The 17,579-nt window shown below is 58.1% G+C and carries 16 protein-coding genes, 1 tRNA gene and 2 pseudogenes; 8 read left to right on the top strand and 11 right to left on the bottom strand.

Features of this window, described 5'->3' with window-relative positions:
• Positions 1-246 precede the first annotated feature (246 nt).
• The 6 genes from ftsK (at position 247) to cysG (ending at position 7,762) form a co-directional block, all read left to right on the top strand.
• The gene (gene ftsK, locus UIA24_RS19070; protein WP_330523563.1) at positions 247-2,676 is read left to right on the top strand and encodes a DNA translocase FtsK; all 2,430 of its coding nucleotides are present in this window, start codon (positions 247-249) and stop codon (positions 2,674-2,676) included.
• Positions 2,677-2,739: 63 nt separating this feature from the next.
• The gene (lolA, locus tag UIA24_RS19075; RefSeq protein ID WP_065761816.1) at positions 2,740-3,363 is read left to right on the top strand and encodes an outer membrane lipoprotein chaperone LolA; all 624 of its coding nucleotides are present in this window, start codon (positions 2,740-2,742) and stop codon (positions 3,361-3,363) included.
• A gap of 18 nt (positions 3,364-3,381) precedes the next feature.
• Positions 3,382-4,707, top strand: a complete 1,326-nt coding sequence (locus UIA24_RS19080) for a replication-associated recombination protein A (RefSeq protein WP_065761815.1) — start codon at positions 3,382-3,384, stop codon at positions 4,705-4,707.
• The gene (gene crcB, locus UIA24_RS19085) at positions 4,704-5,078 is read left to right on the top strand and encodes a fluoride efflux transporter CrcB (protein WP_099775287.1); all 375 of its coding nucleotides are present in this window, start codon (positions 4,704-4,706) and stop codon (positions 5,076-5,078) included. Before UIA24_RS19080 ends, crcB begins: the two co-directional genes overlap by 4 nt.
• A gap of 17 nt (positions 5,079-5,095) precedes the next feature.
• Positions 5,096-6,376, top strand: coding sequence for a serine--tRNA ligase (gene serS, locus UIA24_RS19090; RefSeq protein WP_102053053.1), 1,281 nt, complete (start codon positions 5,096-5,098; stop codon positions 6,374-6,376).
• Positions 6,377-7,762, top strand: a complete 1,386-nt coding sequence (gene cysG / locus UIA24_RS19095; RefSeq protein WP_330523564.1) for a siroheme synthase CysG — start codon at positions 6,377-6,379, stop codon at positions 7,760-7,762.
• Between the two features lie 74 nt (positions 7,763-7,836).
• On the opposite strand, the gene UIA24_RS19100 is transcribed toward cysG, so the two are convergent.
• The 7 genes from UIA24_RS19100 to UIA24_RS19130 all read right to left on the bottom strand — a co-directional run bounded on the left by UIA24_RS19100 (position 7,837) and on the right by UIA24_RS19130 (position 12,496).
• On the bottom strand, positions 7,837-8,835 hold the full coding sequence (locus UIA24_RS19100) for a glycosyl transferase family protein (protein WP_330523565.1): 999 nt from the start codon (positions 8,833-8,835) through the stop codon (positions 7,837-7,839).
• Complete coding sequence (locus UIA24_RS19105; RefSeq protein ID WP_102053051.1) at positions 8,832-9,167, bottom strand: TusE/DsrC/DsvC family sulfur relay protein; 336 nt, start codon at positions 9,165-9,167, stop codon at positions 8,832-8,834. Before UIA24_RS19105 ends, UIA24_RS19100 begins: the two co-directional genes overlap by 4 nt.
• The gene (tusB, locus tag UIA24_RS19110) at positions 9,164-9,463 is read right to left on the bottom strand and encodes a sulfurtransferase complex subunit TusB (RefSeq protein ID WP_065760997.1); all 300 of its coding nucleotides are present in this window, start codon (positions 9,461-9,463) and stop codon (positions 9,164-9,166) included. Before tusB ends, UIA24_RS19105 begins: the two co-directional genes overlap by 4 nt.
• Entirely contained in the window at positions 9,463-9,822 is a 360-nt protein-coding gene (gene tusC / locus UIA24_RS19115; protein ID WP_065760996.1) for a sulfurtransferase complex subunit TusC, read from the bottom strand. The genes tusB and tusC overlap by 1 nt, the downstream gene beginning before the upstream one ends.
• Before the next feature lies 1 nt (position 9,823).
• Positions 9,824-10,216 (bottom strand): sulfurtransferase complex subunit TusD, encoded by a 393-nt coding sequence (tusD, locus tag UIA24_RS19120; protein WP_102053049.1) that lies wholly within the window; start codon positions 10,214-10,216, stop codon positions 9,824-9,826.
• A 102-nt stretch (positions 10,217-10,318) separates the two neighbouring features.
• The gene (locus tag UIA24_RS19125; protein WP_330523566.1) at positions 10,319-11,701 is read right to left on the bottom strand and encodes a nucleobase:cation symporter-2 family protein; all 1,383 of its coding nucleotides are present in this window, start codon (positions 11,699-11,701) and stop codon (positions 10,319-10,321) included.
• A 123-nt stretch (positions 11,702-11,824) separates the two neighbouring features.
• Positions 11,825-12,496, bottom strand: coding sequence for a Bax inhibitor-1/YccA family protein (locus UIA24_RS19130; RefSeq protein ID WP_330523567.1), 672 nt, complete (start codon positions 12,494-12,496; stop codon positions 11,825-11,827).
• Between the two features lie 122 nt (positions 12,497-12,618).
• Between UIA24_RS19130 and UIA24_RS19135 the strand changes: the two genes are divergently transcribed.
• Positions 12,619-12,706 (top strand) — tRNA-Ser (locus tag UIA24_RS19135).
• A 120-nt stretch (positions 12,707-12,826) separates the two neighbouring features.
• On the opposite strand, the gene UIA24_RS19140 is transcribed toward UIA24_RS19135, so the two are convergent.
• Positions 12,827-13,498 (bottom strand): site-specific integrase, encoded by a 672-nt coding sequence (locus tag UIA24_RS19140; RefSeq protein WP_330523570.1) that lies wholly within the window; start codon positions 13,496-13,498, stop codon positions 12,827-12,829.
• Between UIA24_RS19140 and UIA24_RS19145 the strand changes: the two are divergent.
• Positions 13,489-13,994 (top strand): annotated as a pseudogene (locus UIA24_RS19145) (phage portal protein); the annotation flags it as partial. The gene UIA24_RS19140 and the pseudogene UIA24_RS19145 overlap by 10 nt on opposite strands.
• Before the next feature lie 207 nt (positions 13,995-14,201).
• On the opposite strand, the gene UIA24_RS19150 reads toward UIA24_RS19145, so the two are convergent.
• The 3 genes and pseudogenes from UIA24_RS19150 to UIA24_RS19160 form a co-directional block, all read right to left on the bottom strand.
• Positions 14,202-14,960 carry a hypothetical protein gene (locus UIA24_RS19150; RefSeq protein ID WP_330523568.1) on the bottom strand — a complete coding sequence of 253 codons (759 nt, stop codon included), beginning with the start codon at positions 14,958-14,960 and terminating at the stop codon, positions 14,202-14,204.
• Positions 14,961-15,035: 75 nt separating this feature from the next.
• Positions 15,036-16,763 carry a hypothetical protein gene (locus UIA24_RS19155; protein WP_330523569.1) on the bottom strand — a complete coding sequence of 576 codons (1,728 nt, stop codon included), beginning with the start codon at positions 16,761-16,763 and terminating at the stop codon, positions 15,036-15,038.
• 209 nt (positions 16,764-16,972) lie between these two features.
• Positions 16,973-17,579: pseudogene (locus UIA24_RS19160) on the bottom strand (IS5 family transposase); the annotation flags it as partial.

Raw genomic sequence — 17,579 nt, forward strand, 5'->3', positions numbered from 1 at the left:
TGCGGGTCAACCGCAACTTGCCGGCTGATTTGTTGTCCCTACTACGCAAAAAGCCCGTATAAGCCTTTGTCACAAAAGAGAATGCGTGCTCAAATTGAACATTATGCAATTAATCCCGTGTGCGACGTATTCTGGCGCACCGCCATGGCGGCATACGGGTAGTAATGTTAAAAGTAATGGTTTGTTGGCTGCCTTCGTCAGCCAGCCACCTGTTGGACGCGCAAGCAGCGCAGGAATAGACGCGTTTTGAAGAAATCCACCGCTACCCCAAACCCCTTGCCGGTACCGCTTTGGCGCCAGCAACTGCACTACCGGCTCAAGGAGGGTGCCCTGATTGCCATGGGCGCCCTGTGCCTGTATCTGTGGATGGCTCTGCTTACCTACGACCAGGCAGACCCTGGCTTCAGCCACACCAGCAACGTCGATCAGGTGCAGAACGCGGCGGGCCGCGCCGGCGCCTTCTTTGCGGACGTATTGTTCATGGTGCTGGGTTATTTCGCCTACATATTCCCGCTGTTGCTGGCGATCAAGACCTGGCAGATTTTTCGTGAGCGTCACCAGCCCTGGCAGTGGAGCGGCTGGCTGTTTTCCTGGCGCTTGATTGGCTTGGTGTTCCTGGTGCTGTCCGGTGCCGCGCTGGCGCATATCCATTTTCATTCGGCCCCAAGCCTACCGGCCTCTGCCGGCGGCGCGCTGGGCGAAAGCCTGGGTGACCTGGCCAAGAATGCCTTGAACGTGCAGGGCAGTACCCTGATGTTCATTGCCCTGTTTCTGTTTGGCCTTACCGTGTTCACCGACCTGTCGTGGTTCAAGGTGATGGACCTTACCGGCAAGATCACCCTTGACCTGTTCGAGGTGTTCCAGGGGGCGGCCAGTCGTTGGTGGTCAGCGCGTAACGAGCGCAAGCAACTGGTTGCCCAGCTGCGTGCGGTCGACGAGCAGGAGCACGAGATCATGGCGCCGATGGTTGCCGAACGCCGCGAGCCGGCCAAGGCTCGTGAGCGCGTCGTCGAGCGTGAGCCGGCGCCGAGCAAGCCGGTGGTCGAGCGTCCTCAGTCGCCTGCGCCGATCATCATGCCAGCTCCAGCTCCAGCTCCGGCGCAGGTCAAGGCGGCAGAGCCGATCAAGCGTGTGCAGGCGGAAAAACCCGCGCAGGTGTTCGTCGATAGTGCCGTCGAGGGCACCTTGCCGCCGATCTCTATCCTCGACCCTGCCGAGAAGAAGCAGGTCAACTATTCGCCTGAGTCGCTGGCCGGTGTCGGGCAGTTGCTGGAAATCAAACTCAAGGAGTTCGGTGTCGAAGTGTCGGTGGACTCGATCCACCCTGGCCCTGTGATTACCCGTTACGAAATCCAGCCCGCTGCCGGGGTCAAGGTCAGCCGTATTGCCAACCTGGCCAAGGACCTGGCGCGTTCGCTGGCCGTGACCAGCGTGCGCGTGGTCGAGGTCATCCCCGGCAAGACTACCGTGGGTATCGAAATCCCGAACGAAGACCGGCAGATCGTGCGCTTCTCCGAAGTGCTGTCCTCGCCGCAGTACGATGAAGCCAAGTCGCCGGTTACCCTGGCGCTGGGCCATGACATTGGCGGCAAGCCGGTGATTACCGACCTGGCCAAGATGCCGCACCTGTTGGTGGCCGGTACTACCGGTTCCGGTAAGTCGGTGGGTGTCAACGCGATGATCCTGTCGATCCTGTTCAAGTCGAGCCCGGAAGACGCCAAGCTGATCATGATCGACCCGAAAATGCTCGAGTTGTCGATCTATGAGGGCATTCCGCACCTGCTTTGCCCTGTCGTTACCGACATGAAGGACGCGGCCAACGCCCTGCGTTGGAGCGTGGCCGAGATGGAGCGTCGCTACAAGCTGATGGCGGCCATGGGCGTGCGTAACCTGGCCGGCTTCAACCGCAAGATCAAGGATGGCGAGGAAGCCGGCGAGCCGGTTTATGACCCGCTGTTCCGTCGTGAGAGCATGGACGACCAGCCGCCGCTGCTGAAAACCCTGCCGACCATCGTGGTGGTGGTCGACGAATTTGCCGACATGATGATGATCGTTGGCAAGAAGGTCGAAGAGCTGATCGCCCGTATCGCCCAGAAGGCGCGTGCGGCCGGTATCCACTTGATCCTCGCGACTCAGCGGCCCTCGGTGGACGTGATTACCGGCCTGATCAAGGCCAACATTCCAACCCGAATGGCCTTCCAGGTGTCGAGCAAGATCGACTCGCGCACCATCATCGACCAGGGTGGTGCCGAGCAGTTGCTCGGCCATGGTGACATGCTCTACATGCCGCCAGGCACCAGCTTGCCGATCCGTGTACACGGTGCGTTCGTTTCCGACGAAGAAGTGCACCGCGTGGTTGAAGCCTGGAAGCAGCGTGGCGCCCCGGACTACAACGACGACATCCTCAACGGTGTCGAAGAGGCCGGCAGCGGCTTCGACGGCGGTAGCAGCGGCGAGGGTGGTGACGACGCTGAGACCGATGCGTTGTACGATGAAGCGGTTCAGTTCGTTCTGGAGAGTCGTCGTGCGTCCATCTCCGCGGTTCAGCGCAAGCTGAAGATCGGCTACAACCGCGCTGCGCGGATGATCGAAGCGATGGAAATGGCTGGCGTGGTCACGGCCATGAACACCAACGGCTCGCGCGAGGTCATTGCGCCTGGGCCAATGCGCGACTGATGATCGATTTTGCCGGGTGCCAATGACGGTGCCCGGCCCATTCACTGTTCTACGAGGATTCTCATGCGCCTGATTCGCATGTTGTTGGTTTCTGCCCTGACGGTGTCCGCCATTCCGGCCTATGCCGGTGAGCAAGACGTGGCGCGTCTGACCCAGTTGCTGGAAAAATCGCAGACAATCACTGCCCGTTTCTCTCAGTTGACCCTCGATGGCAGCGGTACCCAGTTGCAGGAAACCAACGGTGAAATGTCGGTGAAACGCCCTGGCCTGTTCTACTGGCACACCGATGCGCCACAGGAGCAGGTCGTGGTGTCGGACGGGCAGAAAGTCACCCTGTGGGACCCGGACCTGGAACAGGCGACCATCAAGAAGCTCGACGAGCGTCTGACCCAGACACCAGCACTGCTGCTGTCCGGCGATGTGTCGAAGATCAGCCAGAGCTTCGAGATCTCTTCCAAGGAGCAAGGCGAGGTGGTGGATTTCACCCTCAAGCCGAAGACCAAGGACACCTTGTTCGACTCCCTGCGCCTGTCGTTTCGCCGTGGCCTGATCAATGACATGCAACTGATCGACAGCGTCGGTCAGCGCACCAATATCCTGTTCACCGGGGTCAAGGCCAACGAGGCGATTCCAGCGGGCAGATTCAAGTTCGACATCCCGAAAGGCGCTGACGTCATTCAGGAATAAGAGGTAAGGCAGCCGTTGATGGACCTGTTTCGTAGTGAGCCTGTTGCCCAGCCCTTGGCCGCGCGTCTGCGCCCGGCCAACCTGGACGAGTACGTCGGTCAGGAGCACCTGCTGGCGCGTGGCAAGCCACTGCGTGAAGCACTGGAACAGGGCGCGCTGCACTCGATGATCTTCTGGGGGCCGCCAGGGGTGGGCAAGACCACCCTGGCGCGGCTGCTGGCGCAGTTTTGCGATGCCCACTTCGAAACGGTGTCGGCCGTGCTGGCCGGGGTCAAGGAGATCCGTCACGCGGTAGAAATTGCCAAGCAACAGGCCGGCCAGTATGGTCGCCGGACCATCCTGTTCGTCGATGAAGTGCACCGTTTCAACAAGTCGCAGCAGGATGCTTTCCTGCCCTACGTCGAAGACGGCACGCTGATCTTCATTGGCGCGACCACCGAGAACCCTTCGTTTGAATTGAACAACGCCTTGCTCTCTCGGGCGCGGGTCTATGTGCTGAAAAGCCTCGACGAAGCGGCGTTGCGCAAGCTGGTGCAGCGTGCGCTGAGCGAAGAACGTGGCCTGGGCAAGCGTCAGCTCAGCCTGGGCGATGAAGGCTTCAAGATGCTTTTGGCGGCGGCGGATGGCGATGGCCGGCGTTTGCTCAACCTGCTGGAAAACGCCTCGGACCTGGCCGAAGACGGCAGTGAGATCGGCGTCGACCTGCTGCAAAGCCTGCTGGGCGATACCCGTCGCCGTTTCGACAAGGGCGGAGAGGCGTTCTACGACCAGATTTCGGCACTGCACAAATCGGTGCGTGGCTCCAATCCCGACGGTGCGCTGTACTGGTTTGCGCGGATGCTCGACGGCGGGTGCGACCCGCTCTACATTGCCCGGCGGGTGGTGCGCATGGCCAGTGAAGACATCGGCAACGCCGATCCTCGCGCGTTAAGCCTGTGCCTGGCCGCCTGGGACGTGCAGGAGCGCCTGGGCAGCCCGGAAGGCGAGCTGGCGGTGGCGCAAGCGATTACCTATCTGGCCTGTGCGCCGAAGAGTAACGCGGTGTACATGGGCTTCAAGGCCGCCATGCGCGAAGCCGCCGAGCACGGTTCGCTTGAGGTGCCGCTGCATTTGCGCAACGCGCCGACCAAGCTGATGAAGCAGTTGGGCTACGGAGACGAGTACCGTTATGCCCATGACGAGCCGGATGCCTATGCCGCTGGCGAAGACTACTTTCCCGACAACCTGGAACCGCGCCAGTACTATCAACCGGTACCGCGCGGCCTGGAGCTGAAGATCGGCGAAAAGCTCAAGCACCTGGCCGAGCTGGACCGGCAAAGCCCACGGCAACGGAGAAAACCATGATTGCGGTTGTTGCGGCGGTGAGTGCAGGCGGCATTGCCGGTACCTTGCTGCGCTTTGCCACAGCCAATTGGGTGAACGCGCACTGGCCACGCCACTTCTATCTCGGTACGCTGGCAGTCAATCTGATTGGATGCTTGTTGATCGGGCTGTTGTACGGTTTGTTTTTGCATCGCCCGCTGGTACCGGTCGAGTTGAGGGCCGGCCTGATTGTCGGTTTTCTTGGCGGCTTGACTACCTTTTCATCCTTTTCACTGGATACCGTGCGCCTGCTCGAAAGCGGGCAGGCGCCGCTGGCGTTCGGCTATGCCGCGCTCAGCGTACTTGGCGGCCTGCTCGCAACCTGGGCTGGCCTGTCTTTGACCAAATTCTGAACCAACGAGAGAACGATATGCTCGATTCCAAACTGTTACGCGGCCAACTTCAGGAAGTGGCGGACCGCCTGGCCTCCCGTGGCTTCAGCCTGGATGTCGCGCGCATCGAAGCACTGGAAGAGCGCCGCAAGGTGGTGCAAACCCGCACCGAGCAGCTGCAGGCCGAGCGTAACGCCCGTTCCAAGTCCATCGGCCAGGCCAAGGCCAAGGGCGAAGACATCGCTCCGCTGATGGCTGACGTCGAGCGCATGGCGACCGAACTGGCCAGTGGCAAGGTCGAGCTGGACAGCATCCAGTCCGAGCTGGATGGCATTCTGATGGGCATTCCGAACCTGCCGGACGCTTCCGTGCCGGTCGGTGAAGACGAAGAAGGCAACGTTGAAGTGCGCCGCTGGGGCACCCCGAAGGCCTTTGATTTCCCGGTCCAGGATCACGTCGCCCTGGGCGAGAAGAACGGCTGGCTGGACTTCGAGACCGCAGCCAAGCTGTCGGGCGCACGTTTTGCCCTGCTGCGTGGCCCGATTGCGCGCCTGCACCGTGCCCTGGCCCAGTTCATGATCAACCTGCACATCAACGAGCACGGTTACGAAGAGGCCTACACCCCGTACCTGGTTCAAGCACCTGCGCTGCAAGGCACTGGCCAGCTGCCGAAGTTCGAGGAAGACCTGTTCAAGATCAGCCGTGAAGGCGAAGCCGACTTCTACCTGATCCCGACCGCTGAAGTGTCGCTGACCAACATCGTCGCTGGCGAGATCCTCGACGCCAAGCAACTGCCGATCAAGTTCGTTGCTCACACCCCGTGCTTCCGCAGTGAAGCCGGTGCGTCGGGTCGTGATACCCGCGGCATGATCCGCCAGCACCAGTTCGACAAGGTCGAGATGGTTCAGATCGTTGAGCCGAGCAAGTCCATGGAAGCCCTGGAAGGCCTGACGGCGAACGCCGAGCGCGTACTGCAAGCCCTCGAGCTGCCATACCGCGTGCTGGCACTGTGCACCGGCGACATGGGTTTCAGCGCCACCAAGACCTACGACCTGGAAGTCTGGGTGCCGAGCCAGGACAAGTACCGCGAAATTTCCTCGTGCTCCAACTGTGGTGACTTCCAGGCCCGTCGTATGCAGGCCCGCTGGCGTAACCCGGAAACCGGCAAGCCGGAACTGGTGCACACCCTCAACGGTTCTGGCCTGGCGGTCGGCCGTACGCTGGTGGCAGTGCTGGAGAACTACCAGCAAGCCGATGGCTCGATCCGTGTGCCAGAAGTCCTCAAGCCTTACATGGGCGGCCTGGAGGTTATCGGCTAAATGGAATTTCTACCGCTGTTCCACAACCTGCGTGGCAGCCGTGTGCTGGTCGTAGGTGGCGGCGAGATTGCCTTGCGCAAATCTCGCTTGCTGGCAGATGCCGGCGCCGTATTACGTGTGGTTGCGCCCGAGATCGAAGGGCAATTGGCCGAGCTTGCCCGGCACAGCGGTGGTGAACTCCTGTCCCGCGGGTATCAGGAAAGCGATCTGGACGGTTGTCAGTTGATCATCGCCGCTACTGATGACCAGGAACTCAATGCTCAGGTGTCTGCCGATGCCCGCAAGCGTTGTGTGCCGGTCAATGTGGTCGATGCGCCAGCGTTGTGCTCGGTGATTTTTCCGGCCATTGTCGACCGTTCGCCACTGGTTGTAGCGGTGTCCAGCGGCGGCGATGCACCGGTCCTGGCGCGGTTGATCCGGGCCAAGTTGGAAACCTGGATTCCTGCGGCTTATGGCGAGCTGGCCGGCCTGGCCGCGCGTTTTCGCCACAAGGTGAAAGCCCTCTACCCAGACGTCAACCAGCGCCGTGGCTTCTGGGAAGATGTCTTTCAGGGGCCGATTGCCGAGCGCCAACTGGCCGGGCAGGGTGCTGAAGCCGAGCGCTTGTTGCAAGCCAAGGTAGACGGCGTACCCGCGCAGACGTCAGGTGAGGTGTACCTGGTTGGCGCTGGTCCTGGCGACCCTGATCTGCTGACGTTCCGCGCCTTGCGCCTGATGCAGCAAGCGGATGTGGTGCTTTATGACCGCCTGGTGGCACCGGCAATCATTGAGCTGTGCCGTCGTGATGCCGAGCGTATTTACGTTGGCAAGCGTCGCGCCGATCACGCCGTGCCTCAAGATCAGATCAATCAGCTTTTGGTTGACCTGGCCAAGCAAGGCAAGCGCGTGCTGCGGCTCAAAGGGGGCGATCCGTTCATCTTTGGACGTGGCGGCGAGGAAATCGAGGAGCTGGCGGAGCAGGGTATTCCATTCCAGGTAGTGCCCGGTATCACGGCGGCCAGTGGTTGCTCGGCGTATGCCGGTATCCCGCTGACCCACCGTGACCATGCGCAGTCAGTGCGCTTCGTGACCGGTCATCTCAAGGATGGCACCAGTAACTTGCCGTGGAACGATCTGGTGGCGCCTGCGCAAACCCTGGTGTTCTACATGGGGCTGGTGGGGCTGCCGACCATCTGTGCCGAGCTGATCCGTCATGGTCGTGCCGCCGATACCCCGGCGGCGCTGGTTCAGCAGGGCACCACGCCCAACCAGCGGGTCTTTACCGGCACGTTGGCTGACCTGCCGACACTGGTGGCGGAGCATGAAGTCCATGCGCCAACGCTGGTCATCGTCGGTGAGGTGGTGCAACTGCGTGACAAGCTCGCCTGGTTCGAAGGCGCCCAGTAAAAACTGGCCCTTGTTGGCAATTGCAGCGATGGGCGCCGCCTGTGCAGCGCCTTCATTGTCGGCCTACCAGGTCATTAGCCGAGCGGGCGTGCGTCCCAGTACGCCCGTGCCTTGGCAAACGCGTTTTCACGGTCATCGCCCAGCCCGCGCAGGGCCAGGGCCATGGTCGAGATCAAAGCCATTTCACCGTAGCTGTCGCGGGCCTCACCGCGCCAGACCGCCAGTAAATGCTCCGGCTCCAGGCTGGCCGGTTTGACATGGCGCTGTGCGGCGAGCGCTGGCCATTCCTCATCCCAATCAAGCCCGCCTGCCGTGCCATACAAATGGCTGGCGCTGTCCGGGTTGACCTCTATCTCACCCCCGTCGCCCTTGACCACAATGGCCGTGTCACCGAGCAGTCGGCTGGCTTCGCGATGCACTGCCTGATAGCCGGGGTGGAAGATGCTCTGCAGGCCGCAGCGCGCGCCCAACGGGTTGAGCACTCGGGCCAGGGAGTGGATGGGTGAACGCAGGCCCAAGGTGTTGCGCAGGTCGATCATCCGCTGCAACGGGGGCGCCCAGTCCTGCAATGGAGCAAACGCCAGGTGCTGGTTATCCAGCGCCTTGGACACGGCATTCCAGTCGCGGCACAGCGGAATCTGCAGCAGGTCGAGCAATTGCTCGGTGTACAGGCGCCCCGCGGTATGCGCACCGCCGCCATGCATCAGGATACGCACACCGTTTGCTGCCAGGCACTTGGCCGCCAGCAGGAACCAGGGCAGGTGACGTTTCTTGCCCGCGTAGCTTGGCCAGTCGAGGTCGACCTGCATTGGCGGTGCTTGCAGGCGCTGGCGCAGGGCTTCGGTGAAGCCTGCCAGTTCCTCGGGGCTCTCTTCCTTGTGCCGCAACAGCATCAGGAACGCACCCAGTTGGGTTTCCTCGACCTTCTCGTCGAGTAACATGCCCATGGCCTCACGGGCTTCTTCGCGGGTCAGGCCGCGAGCGCCGCGTTTGCCTTTGCCAAGGATGCGCACAAATTGGGCGAAAGGGTGCTCAGCCGGGGTTTCGAGGGTCAACGGGCGAGGATCGTTCATATGCAATTGGTTGGCTTCGGCAGGCCCGCCAGCTTGGCGGCGAGTTTGGCAGGGGTGCCCTTGAACAGGCGATTCAGGTGCAGGCTGTTGCCTTTTTCTGGGCCCAGCTTCAAGGCTGTGTATTTGATCAGCGGGCGGGTGGCCGGTGACAGCTGGAACTCCTGGTAGAACTGACGCAGCAGTTCCAGGACTTCCCAGTGCTCGGGGGTCAGTTCCAGTGCTTCACGCTCAGCCAACGCGGCGGCGACCTCGCTGGACCAGTCACTCAGTTCCAGCAGGTAGCCCTCTTTATCCAGCGCAATGTCGCGGGTGCCGACAGTCAGAGTACTCATAACCAGCTGTTGACCTTGTCGTATTGCAGGGACAGGGCCACGAAAGCCGGGTAATCGACGCTGCGGGCCAAGGTATCTGCCGCAATGGCGCGTGCCTGCAGGTCTTCTTCAAGGGCAAACAGGCGCTCGCCAAGGTTGTGGGCGAGCAGGGTGCTCAGCGGCGCGCTGCCGGGTTGCAGGGCATACACCGCATCGCCGCAGAGCAACAGGCCATCGGCGGGGCCGAGCAGGCGCAGGCAGCTGCTCAGGCGGTCGTCGCCAAAGGGTGAGTGGGAAATGACGTGCAGGGTGCTCATCAGAGGGTTACCACCTGGTCAAAACGGTCAATCAGCGCTGCCAGCGCAGCGTCGTCCAACACTTCTACCGGCAAACTCAACTGCTCGGCACAAAGGCCGCGCTCGAGCAGGCTGGTGCGGGCGGCAAACAATTCTTCTACGCCGAACATGGGCAGCGCCTGCAGGTTGGCTGCAAGGTTCTTCTGCTGCAGCTGTGCGGGTTGCTGGCCGGGTGCGAGCTGGAACACACCGTCATCGAGAAACAGCATGCCCAATGGCAGGTCAAAGGCGCCGCCGGCCAGGGCGATGTCCAGCGCTTCGCGGGCCGAGGGGCCTGCCCACGGCGCTTGGCGGCTGATGATCAACAGGGACTTGGCCATCTCAATCGCCTCCAAAGCAGACCAGACGGTCGGCGGTTTGTGCGGCCTCATGCAACTGGCCAAGGCCTGACAGCTCCCAAGGCGCCGACAGGTTGGCTGCCTGGCGCTGATAGCGTTGGGCTTCTTCTGCGTTCAGCACACCACGGCGCAAGGCGGCGGCAATGCACACCACGCCATCGAGCTGTTGCTCGCTGACGAAGGTGCGCCACTGGGCTGGAACATCCAGCTCATCCTGGGGCGTGACCACATTGCTTGAAGCGCTGTGAACGCCATCCTGGTAGAAAAACAACCGGACGATCTCGTGCCCGCCTGCCAGTACGGCCTGGGCGAACAGCAGGGCGCGGCGCGAGGAGGGCGCATGGGCCGGGGAAAAAACCGCAATCGCGAACTTCATGGGAGGCTCTGTCAGCAAATCTGTGGGAATAATAAAGCAAAAAGCCCGCAGCGGGCTGCGGGCTTCCTGTTCTATCGGTTGCCAGGCGCGAGGCGCCGCCAATCAGGCCTTGTGCGTGCTGCTTTCTGGCAGGAACCAGTTCAACACCAGTGCACAGATCCCGCCGGTGGCGACACCCGACTCCAGCACATTGCGCAGTGCCGACGGCATATGGGCAAGGAACTCCGGTACTTGCGCCACGCCCAGCCCCAGCGCCAGCGACACCGAGATAATCAGCAGTGCGCGACGGTCCAGGCTGATGCTGGCGAGGATATTGATACCCGACGCCGCCACGGCCCCGAACATCACCATGGCTGCGCCACCCAATACCGGCTCAGGCACCGCCTGAATCACACCGGCCACTGCCGGGAACAGGCCCAGCAGTACCAGCATTGCGGCGATCCACACACCGATATGGCGGCTGGCGATACCGGTCAACTGAATCACCCCATTGTTCTGGGCGAAGATCGAGCTCGGGAAGGTGTTGAACACGCCGGCCAACAGCGAGTTGGCGCCGTTCACCAGCACACCGCCCTTGATCCGCTGCATCCACACCGGGCCTTCTACCGGCTGGCGCGACACCTTACTGGTGGCGGTTACGTCACCGATGGCTTCCAGCGAGGTCACCAGGTAGATCACCAGCATCGGGATAAACAGTGCCCAGGAGAAGCTCAGGCCGAAGTGCAGCGGCATCGGCACCTGGAACAGCTCGGCCTGGTGCATGCCGGTAAAGTCCAAGCGGCCCATATAACCGGCCAGCGCATAGCCCACGGCCAGGGCAATGACGATGGCGCAACTGCGCATCCAGACCACAGGAATACGGTTGAGCACCACGATAATCGCCAGCACCACACCTGACAGCAGCAGGTTCTCACCGTTGGCGAAGGTGCCGTTGGCCATGGCCGCGAAGCCGCCACCCATGCTGATCAGGCCGACCTTGATCAGGGTCAGGCCGATCATCAGTACCACGATACCGGTCACCAGCGGGGTGATCAGGCGTTTGACGAACGGCAGGATCCGGGAAATACCCATCTCCACGAAGGAGCCGGCAATGACCACACCAAAGATGGCCGCCATCACGCCTTCTACCGGCGTGCCTTGCTTGACCATCAACGCACCGCCAGCGATCAGCGGGCCGACAAAGTTGAAGCTGGTGCCCTGAACGATCAGCAACCCGGCGCCAAACGGCCCGAAGCGGCGGCACTGCACAAAGGTGGCAATCCCGGAGATGACCAGCGACATCGACACGATCAGGTTGGTATCGCGGGCTGAAACCCCCAGCGCCTGGCAAATCAGCAGGCCGGGGGTCACGATCGGCACGATGATCGCCAGCAAGTGTTGCAGGGCGGCCAGCAGGCCGATCAGCGGGCGAGGGCGGTCTTCCAGACCCAGGACCAGTTCATTGGCCTGCGCGGGTGCGTCGGGCCGGTGTTCGATTGCGCTCATGGGTAGTGTGCTGCCCCGGGAGAAAAAAGGAGCGCATTCTACGGTGGCACACCCATTTGGCAAAGCCCAAACGCCACCCATGAAAAAGCCCACCGAAGTGGGCTTTCGTACACTACCGGGCTATCAGTCGTCGCGACTCATCAGGCCGAACAGCTGCAGCAGGCTGATGAACAGGTTGTAGATCGATACATACAGGCTGATGGTTGCCATGATGTAGTTACGCTCACCACCGTGGATGATCGCGCTGGTCTGGAACAGAATGCAGACCGACGAGAACAGCACGAAGCCGGCGCTGATCGCCAGTTGCAGGCCGCTGATCTGGAAGAACAGGCTGGCCAGCACCGCGCCCATCAGCACGAAGAAACCGGCAGTGATGAAACCACCCAGGAAGCTCATGTCCTTGCGGGTGATCAGCACATAGGCCGACAGGCCGCCGAACACCAGCGCGGTCATGGCGAATGCCGAGCTGACGACTTCAGCGCCGCCCTGCATGCCCAGGTAACGGTTGAGGATAGGGCCGAGGATGAAACCCATGAAACCGGTGAGGGCGAACGTGGAGACCAGGCCCCAGACCGAATCACGCAGCTTGTTGGTGAGGAAGAACAGGCCATAAAAGCCGATCAGCACCACGAACACGTTCGGGTAGCCGACGCGCATCTGCTGGGCCACGTAGGCCATGATGCCGCTGAAAACAAGGGTTAAAGCCAGAAGGCCGTACGTGTTACGCAGGACGCGGCTGACTTCTTGCTGCTCGACCTGCAGGCCGTGATTGACGGCGTAATCCTGTTCGCGCATGGCGACACTCCTGTGGTTTTGAAACGTTCAGATGCAAAGATCATAACAGAGGCATGCAAAGCGGCTACACAGAGAGTTTGACAGCTTGTTTCATTTCGGTATTATGGCGCCCGCAAAGCCGAGGAAGCGTGGCCGAGTGGTTTAAGGCAACGGTCTTGAAAACCGTCGATGGGCAACTATCCTAGAGTTCGAATCTCTACGCTTCCGCCATATAAGTGCCTGATTTCATTGATGTTTATCCCGCTCTGCCCTGCAAAAGGGAGCATTTTGGGAACACTTTGGGAATAGCAGGTAAAAAGAAGGAGCCCTTGAGGCTCCTTTTTTTTGCGTTTAGCTCAACCTGAGCGCCTGATTCAACAACCCCACCACATCCGGCCCGTCCTCGCTGATCCACTTCGCGTAGTGCTTGAAGATCATCGCTGTCGACGTGTGCCCCATCTGGTCAGCTATCCACTCTGGTGTGGCAATCCCGCTGCTCAGCATCTGGCTGGCGAACGTATGTCGGCAAGTATTCGGCCCGCGTTGACGTACACCGGCCTTCTCCAGGTGCGTGATCCACCAACCGTGACGCAGCACGTCCGAAGAACGGTACGGCTCACCCGTGGCGGTATTGTGGAACACGAAACGTACGCGCTGTTCCCGAATCGTGCGGTTATCCCGATCGACGACCTCGATCAGCTCCGCCGGCAGATTCTTAGTGAAGCGTGCCTGTGCCTGGAGTGCGCGCAGAGCAGGGGCAAGCAACTTGACCTTGCGTGTCGATCGTCTGGTCTTTGTCACCTTGTACTGGCCACTGACACGGGCGCGGCGGATTTCTACTGTGCCAGCTTCCAGATCGACGTCCTCCCAGGCCAGCGCCATCGCTTCACTCACTCTTGGGCCTGACCAGATCATGTACTGGGTGAGATTGATCTCCTGCTCTCGGTCGGTTGGTTGGCCCAGAATGGCCTCGATCTTTTCCCGGGTGAATGGGTCTGGGTCTTCCGCGTCCGGTACCCGAATGGCTCCCGGTCTTGCAGAGTGCGTTACTCAACGAGAGCGCAACGCTGTTCCGGCGCAAGTACTACCAGAACGGCAGTCATGCCGGCTTCATCATGTACATGACCGACGCCGCCCAGAATGAGGACTTCGTCAACGACCTGCGCTCGGCGATGAAGAACAGCAAGGGACCGGGTAACTTCCGTAACCTGTTCATGTACGCACCTAGTGATAAGAAGGACGGCCTGCAGTTGATTCCGATCAGTGAAGTGGCGGCGAAGGACGACTTCGGGGCGATCAAGAACATCAGTCGTGACGATCAATTGGTCATGTTGGCATCCCGCCCCATTTGATGGGGGTGGTGCCGCAAAACGCTGGGGGCGGTTCGATTCGCGACGCATCACAAATTTGGGCAGTCAATGAACTTGAGCCCGAGCAAGCCAGGCTGTTGCAGATCAACGATTGGGTGGGAGAGGAGGTGGTGCGCTTTCGACCTTATGAGATACCGAGTAGTCACTGAAGGGACCTGCCCACCAGTTTGTATACGAGGTCACCAAGGCAGCTACCGGCCAAAGTGGATTTTCCTGAAGGGGGACAGTCTGGCACGAATCGCCCCCTGGTACCTCTAAAATCCCGGGGGTAATTCAATGCCTAATGATAGGTAAAGCCAGATAGCGGACAGGAAAAGCAATTTGACCATTAATGACTGGATCCGGGTGTAACTTATTTATAAGTTATAATCAGCTTTTAAACGATCCATGCATTTAGTGGGCGTTATTTTGGTTTTTCCTGCCCGGTTCTGGAGATCTAGTTTGCTGGAAAATATATTCCAGATTTGCAAAAACCTTTTTCGATCTTCTGATGGGTTCCAATCAGATCTCTCTCTCCATTTATCTGCCCATCGGCTGGACATTTCTGCGAAAAGAGCTCGATTATAGGTGACTACAAGTGAGTCAAGAGTGGCTGCCGCGCTTTGAAGAAAGCCAAAGTCGACATGTATTTCTACTGGGTTAGAGTATTGCTGAATATCTATTTGCACAGCGTTCCTGCCGGGCAAAATTCCAGCATTATGTATTAGTCCATGCCTAAGGTGGCAAATAGCATCAAAGTCACCGAGAATGCTATCGAATACCCCGCCCCGCATTTCAAATCCCAGATAGCTTCTGGATGCTGAAGTCAGCTCTTTTGCAGAAGCAAAAGACATATGCTCAAATGCGCTCCTTCGGAACTCATTTTTTCCATGCCACAGCACACCACCTAAGTTGATTTGCTTTTCGGCTGCGATATTTTTACAGATTGGACATACATCTAGCGCGGCTGAAAGAATTGAACGAAAATAGCCCTCTGCCGAGGAGATTAAACCCAACAATAAAAAACCTCCTAGCTTGCTCATTTCACTAAGCCGCTCTGGAGTTCCATAACCAATAATTTCCCTACAGCTTTTTAGATAAAAATCAATCGGCGCAGGCATTTCCACTTCTTTCATGCACCCTCCCAACCCAGATAAACTTGCGGTTGGGGGCGCTCCACAAACGAAATCCTCTACATTCATACCTGTACCTCAGGAAACATATTCTTCTGCTGCACTAACAATTTTCACAGCCCGGGCTTTCTTGATGTATTTAATGGCCATCAGTTGTTCGCGGCTACTATCAATCAAAATATCTCGAACTTTTCTGATTTGGGAGTGCTTTTTTATTCTTTCTTTGATCGCAGAAGAAATATCAAGAACTGATATGTCTTGGTCTGTAAGTTGCTCATAGTTTGAAGAGGACTTAAGGCGCGAGCCGCAATAAGAGCAGAAGTGGGCCTCGGGAGTTGTACGCTCTTTTCCGCAAACTTGGCATTGGGGTAGTGAAATTTTAAAGTCATTGCTAGATAATCGCGTTACCTCCAATATTTTATTTGAGTATGTTCTTGGCCAGGCTGAGTGCTTCCTGGCTCGCAACACTTCTAAAAATAGAGATATGGATTTTGTTCTGCGACCAACGATGGCGTTGTCAGTTACCAAGTCGCCAATGTGCACTTCGTAAACCGAGAAAACGCCATTCTCTCCACGTGAAAACTCACCAATAGACATAACCAGTCCTGCGTATTGGTAAAAGCTTATTACTTTCTCTAAATTTGGATCAAGCGGGCTTCTGATCCCAAATTGCATTGTTTGTTCAGGGCGTTCCTTTCCCGAGTTGAATTCTTTGATGCTATCTAGGATTGCTCTGTAAATAATATCTCCATTTAAAACATAGCTCTTTAGTGAGGGTACCTTTGCTTCCAAGGACGAGTAGACTCCATGTGACATCTCCTTTCCACTTCGTGAGAGGGTAAGAACCTTGGATTTGGATAGAGAGCCATCAGAATTAAAATATGACTCAGAGGAGTTATAAATTGCCCTAAGCATTCCGAGAAAGGCGCGGGGAATACCGAAAGAGCAATATGCCAAAAAGGCAATATCGTCCTTGTTTTCATCTATCAGCTTGACCTGCGTCCCTTCAAAGCGCTTGCGCGCCATGTCCATCATAAATTTCTCATAGTCTTCGCCGGAGGGCTTAACCCATACATCTATTTGTTCGGCATCATGTCCGACCTGAAACGATGGAGAATGCGAGGTAACCCCAGGATATACTGCTGCCTTAGGTGAAATGGACTTTGACTTTATAGCCCTGAAGAAATCAAAAAAATCTTCTTGTTGCTTCCCTAGAAATGCGTGCGCCGCGTCATCAATCAGGAGTACGCATCTACTGATACTGTTGCGCTCCAGGATGTCGTGAATAATTTGCTGGAGAAAAGGAATGCTGAAGCTGTCTACCTCTGTGCTATCTGTAATCCCGGCCTCAATCTTGATAAGGGTTTTTTCAACAAATTCTTTTTTTGGAAACAACTCCGGAATATCAATCCCGTCAATGTTCTCAAGAGTTAGTCTCAAGGCCTCCAGTACCTTCAGGGTTAACCATCCCTTAAACCAGAAAGGGGCATTTGCCCCTTTGCTGTATAGGGGTTCAACTTTCAAGGCTAATTTGAAGTTTACGTAGACAGGTAGTGCTTGTGCCCCCACGGATTTTAGCATCTGGTGAAAGGCCTTAAGCATAAGGGTGGTTTTACCGCATCCACGAGGGCCGATAAGTAATTTCGCACCACCCCCCATGAGCTTCCGAAGAATAGCCTCTTCCTCTGGATGCTCAATCGTTAGCTCAGCAAATTTCTCTGTATCAATATACTCGGCTTGCTCAATGAAATTAATTTCAAAGGGAAGCTCATCGCCCGATTCTAAAGTTGAGTTTATTTTTGCCATATAAATCTAACCAAGTATTAAAATTTCCTGAGGAGATTACCCGATTTTCCCCCGGCCGTGTAGTAATTGCCTCCGCTTGGTGGATGCAGAGCGCACGAGTAACCACGACCATTTGAGCCCTCTTCATTGAAAGCGGTAGAGCTTCTGACACTGTCCATTGTCACTGAATCACCTGGTTTTCTTGGAGACGGGCGCTTCAGGTACAAAATCTAGGCTCTGTACGAAAAGAGATGTCGCAAACACCTCATGGAACAGGCCAGTGAGACCATGGCGGCATAGCTTTTCGCGAGCTTATCGAAGCGTGTCACGATCCGGCGGTTCTCTTTCAGCCAGCCAAACATGCGCTCGATAATGTTGCGCTGTCGGTATTTGGCCCGGTTGAACAGTCTGGGTAAGCCAGGCTTGGGCTTGCGCTTCATCGAGCGCAGCGGGATGACGGGCTGCATTCGATATTGGTCGCAATAGCGGCGTAGCGCTTCGGCGTCATAGCCCTTGTCGGCAAGCAACCATTTTCAGCGTTTACGCGGGCGGCCACGTTGGCTCGATGGAATGCTGACCTCGTCCAACAGTGGTTGGGCGTAGCTTATTTCACTGGCTTGACCGCCAGATAGGAGGAAGCGCAACGGTATCCCGCTGGCGTCGCAGAGCATGTGGATTTTGGTTGTCAGGCTACCGCGACTGCGGGCTAGAGCGTGATCGACAGGCTCGTCAGCCCCCCCTTTTTTCCGAGAGCCAGATGAGGCTCGGGTTGCGCGTACTGCGGTTGAGTCGATCATCCAGGTTTGCAAATCGATCAAGCCTTTCTCATTCAATCTC

Source organism: Pseudomonas sp. AL 58, assembly GCF_036348395.1.
GTDB lineage: Bacteria > Pseudomonadota > Gammaproteobacteria > Pseudomonadales > Pseudomonadaceae > Aquipseudomonas > Aquipseudomonas defluvii.

Excerpts from the sequence above, each read along its gene's own strand:
- lolA (WP_065761816.1), top strand. The coding sequence starts at position 2,740 with ATGCGCCTGATTCGCATGTTGTTGGTTTCTGCCCTGACGGTGTCCGCC.
- UIA24_RS19080 (WP_065761815.1), top strand. The coding sequence starts at position 3,382 with ATGGACCTGTTTCGTAGTGAGCCTGTTGCCCAGCCCTTGGCCGCGCGT.
- crcB (WP_099775287.1), top strand. The coding sequence starts at position 4,704 with ATGATTGCGGTTGTTGCGGCGGTGAGTGCAGGCGGCATTGCCGGTACC.
- serS (WP_102053053.1), top strand. The coding sequence starts at position 5,096 with ATGCTCGATTCCAAACTGTTACGCGGCCAACTTCAGGAAGTGGCGGAC.
- cysG (WP_330523564.1), top strand. The coding sequence starts at position 6,377 with ATGGAATTTCTACCGCTGTTCCACAACCTGCGTGGCAGCCGTGTGCTG.
- UIA24_RS19100 (WP_330523565.1), bottom strand. The coding sequence starts at position 8,835 with ATGAACGATCCTCGCCCGTTGACCCTCGAAACCCCGGCTGAGCACCCT.
- UIA24_RS19105 (WP_102053051.1), bottom strand. The coding sequence starts at position 9,167 with ATGAGTACTCTGACTGTCGGCACCCGCGACATTGCGCTGGATAAAGAG.
- tusB (WP_065760997.1), bottom strand. The coding sequence starts at position 9,463 with ATGAGCACCCTGCACGTCATTTCCCACTCACCCTTTGGCGACGACCGC.
- tusC (WP_065760996.1), bottom strand. The coding sequence starts at position 9,822 with ATGGCCAAGTCCCTGTTGATCATCAGCCGCCAAGCGCCGTGGGCAGGC.
- tusD (WP_102053049.1), bottom strand. The coding sequence starts at position 10,216 with ATGAAGTTCGCGATTGCGGTTTTTTCCCCGGCCCATGCGCCCTCCTCG.
- UIA24_RS19125 (WP_330523566.1), bottom strand. The coding sequence starts at position 11,701 with ATGAGCGCAATCGAACACCGGCCCGACGCACCCGCGCAGGCCAATGAA.
- UIA24_RS19130 (WP_330523567.1), bottom strand. The coding sequence starts at position 12,496 with ATGCGCGAACAGGATTACGCCGTCAATCACGGCCTGCAGGTCGAGCAG.
- UIA24_RS19150 (WP_330523568.1), bottom strand. The coding sequence starts at position 14,960 with ATGAAAGAAGTGGAAATGCCTGCGCCGATTGATTTTTATCTAAAAAGC.
- UIA24_RS19155 (WP_330523569.1), bottom strand. The coding sequence starts at position 16,763 with ATGGCAAAAATAAACTCAACTTTAGAATCGGGCGATGAGCTTCCCTTT.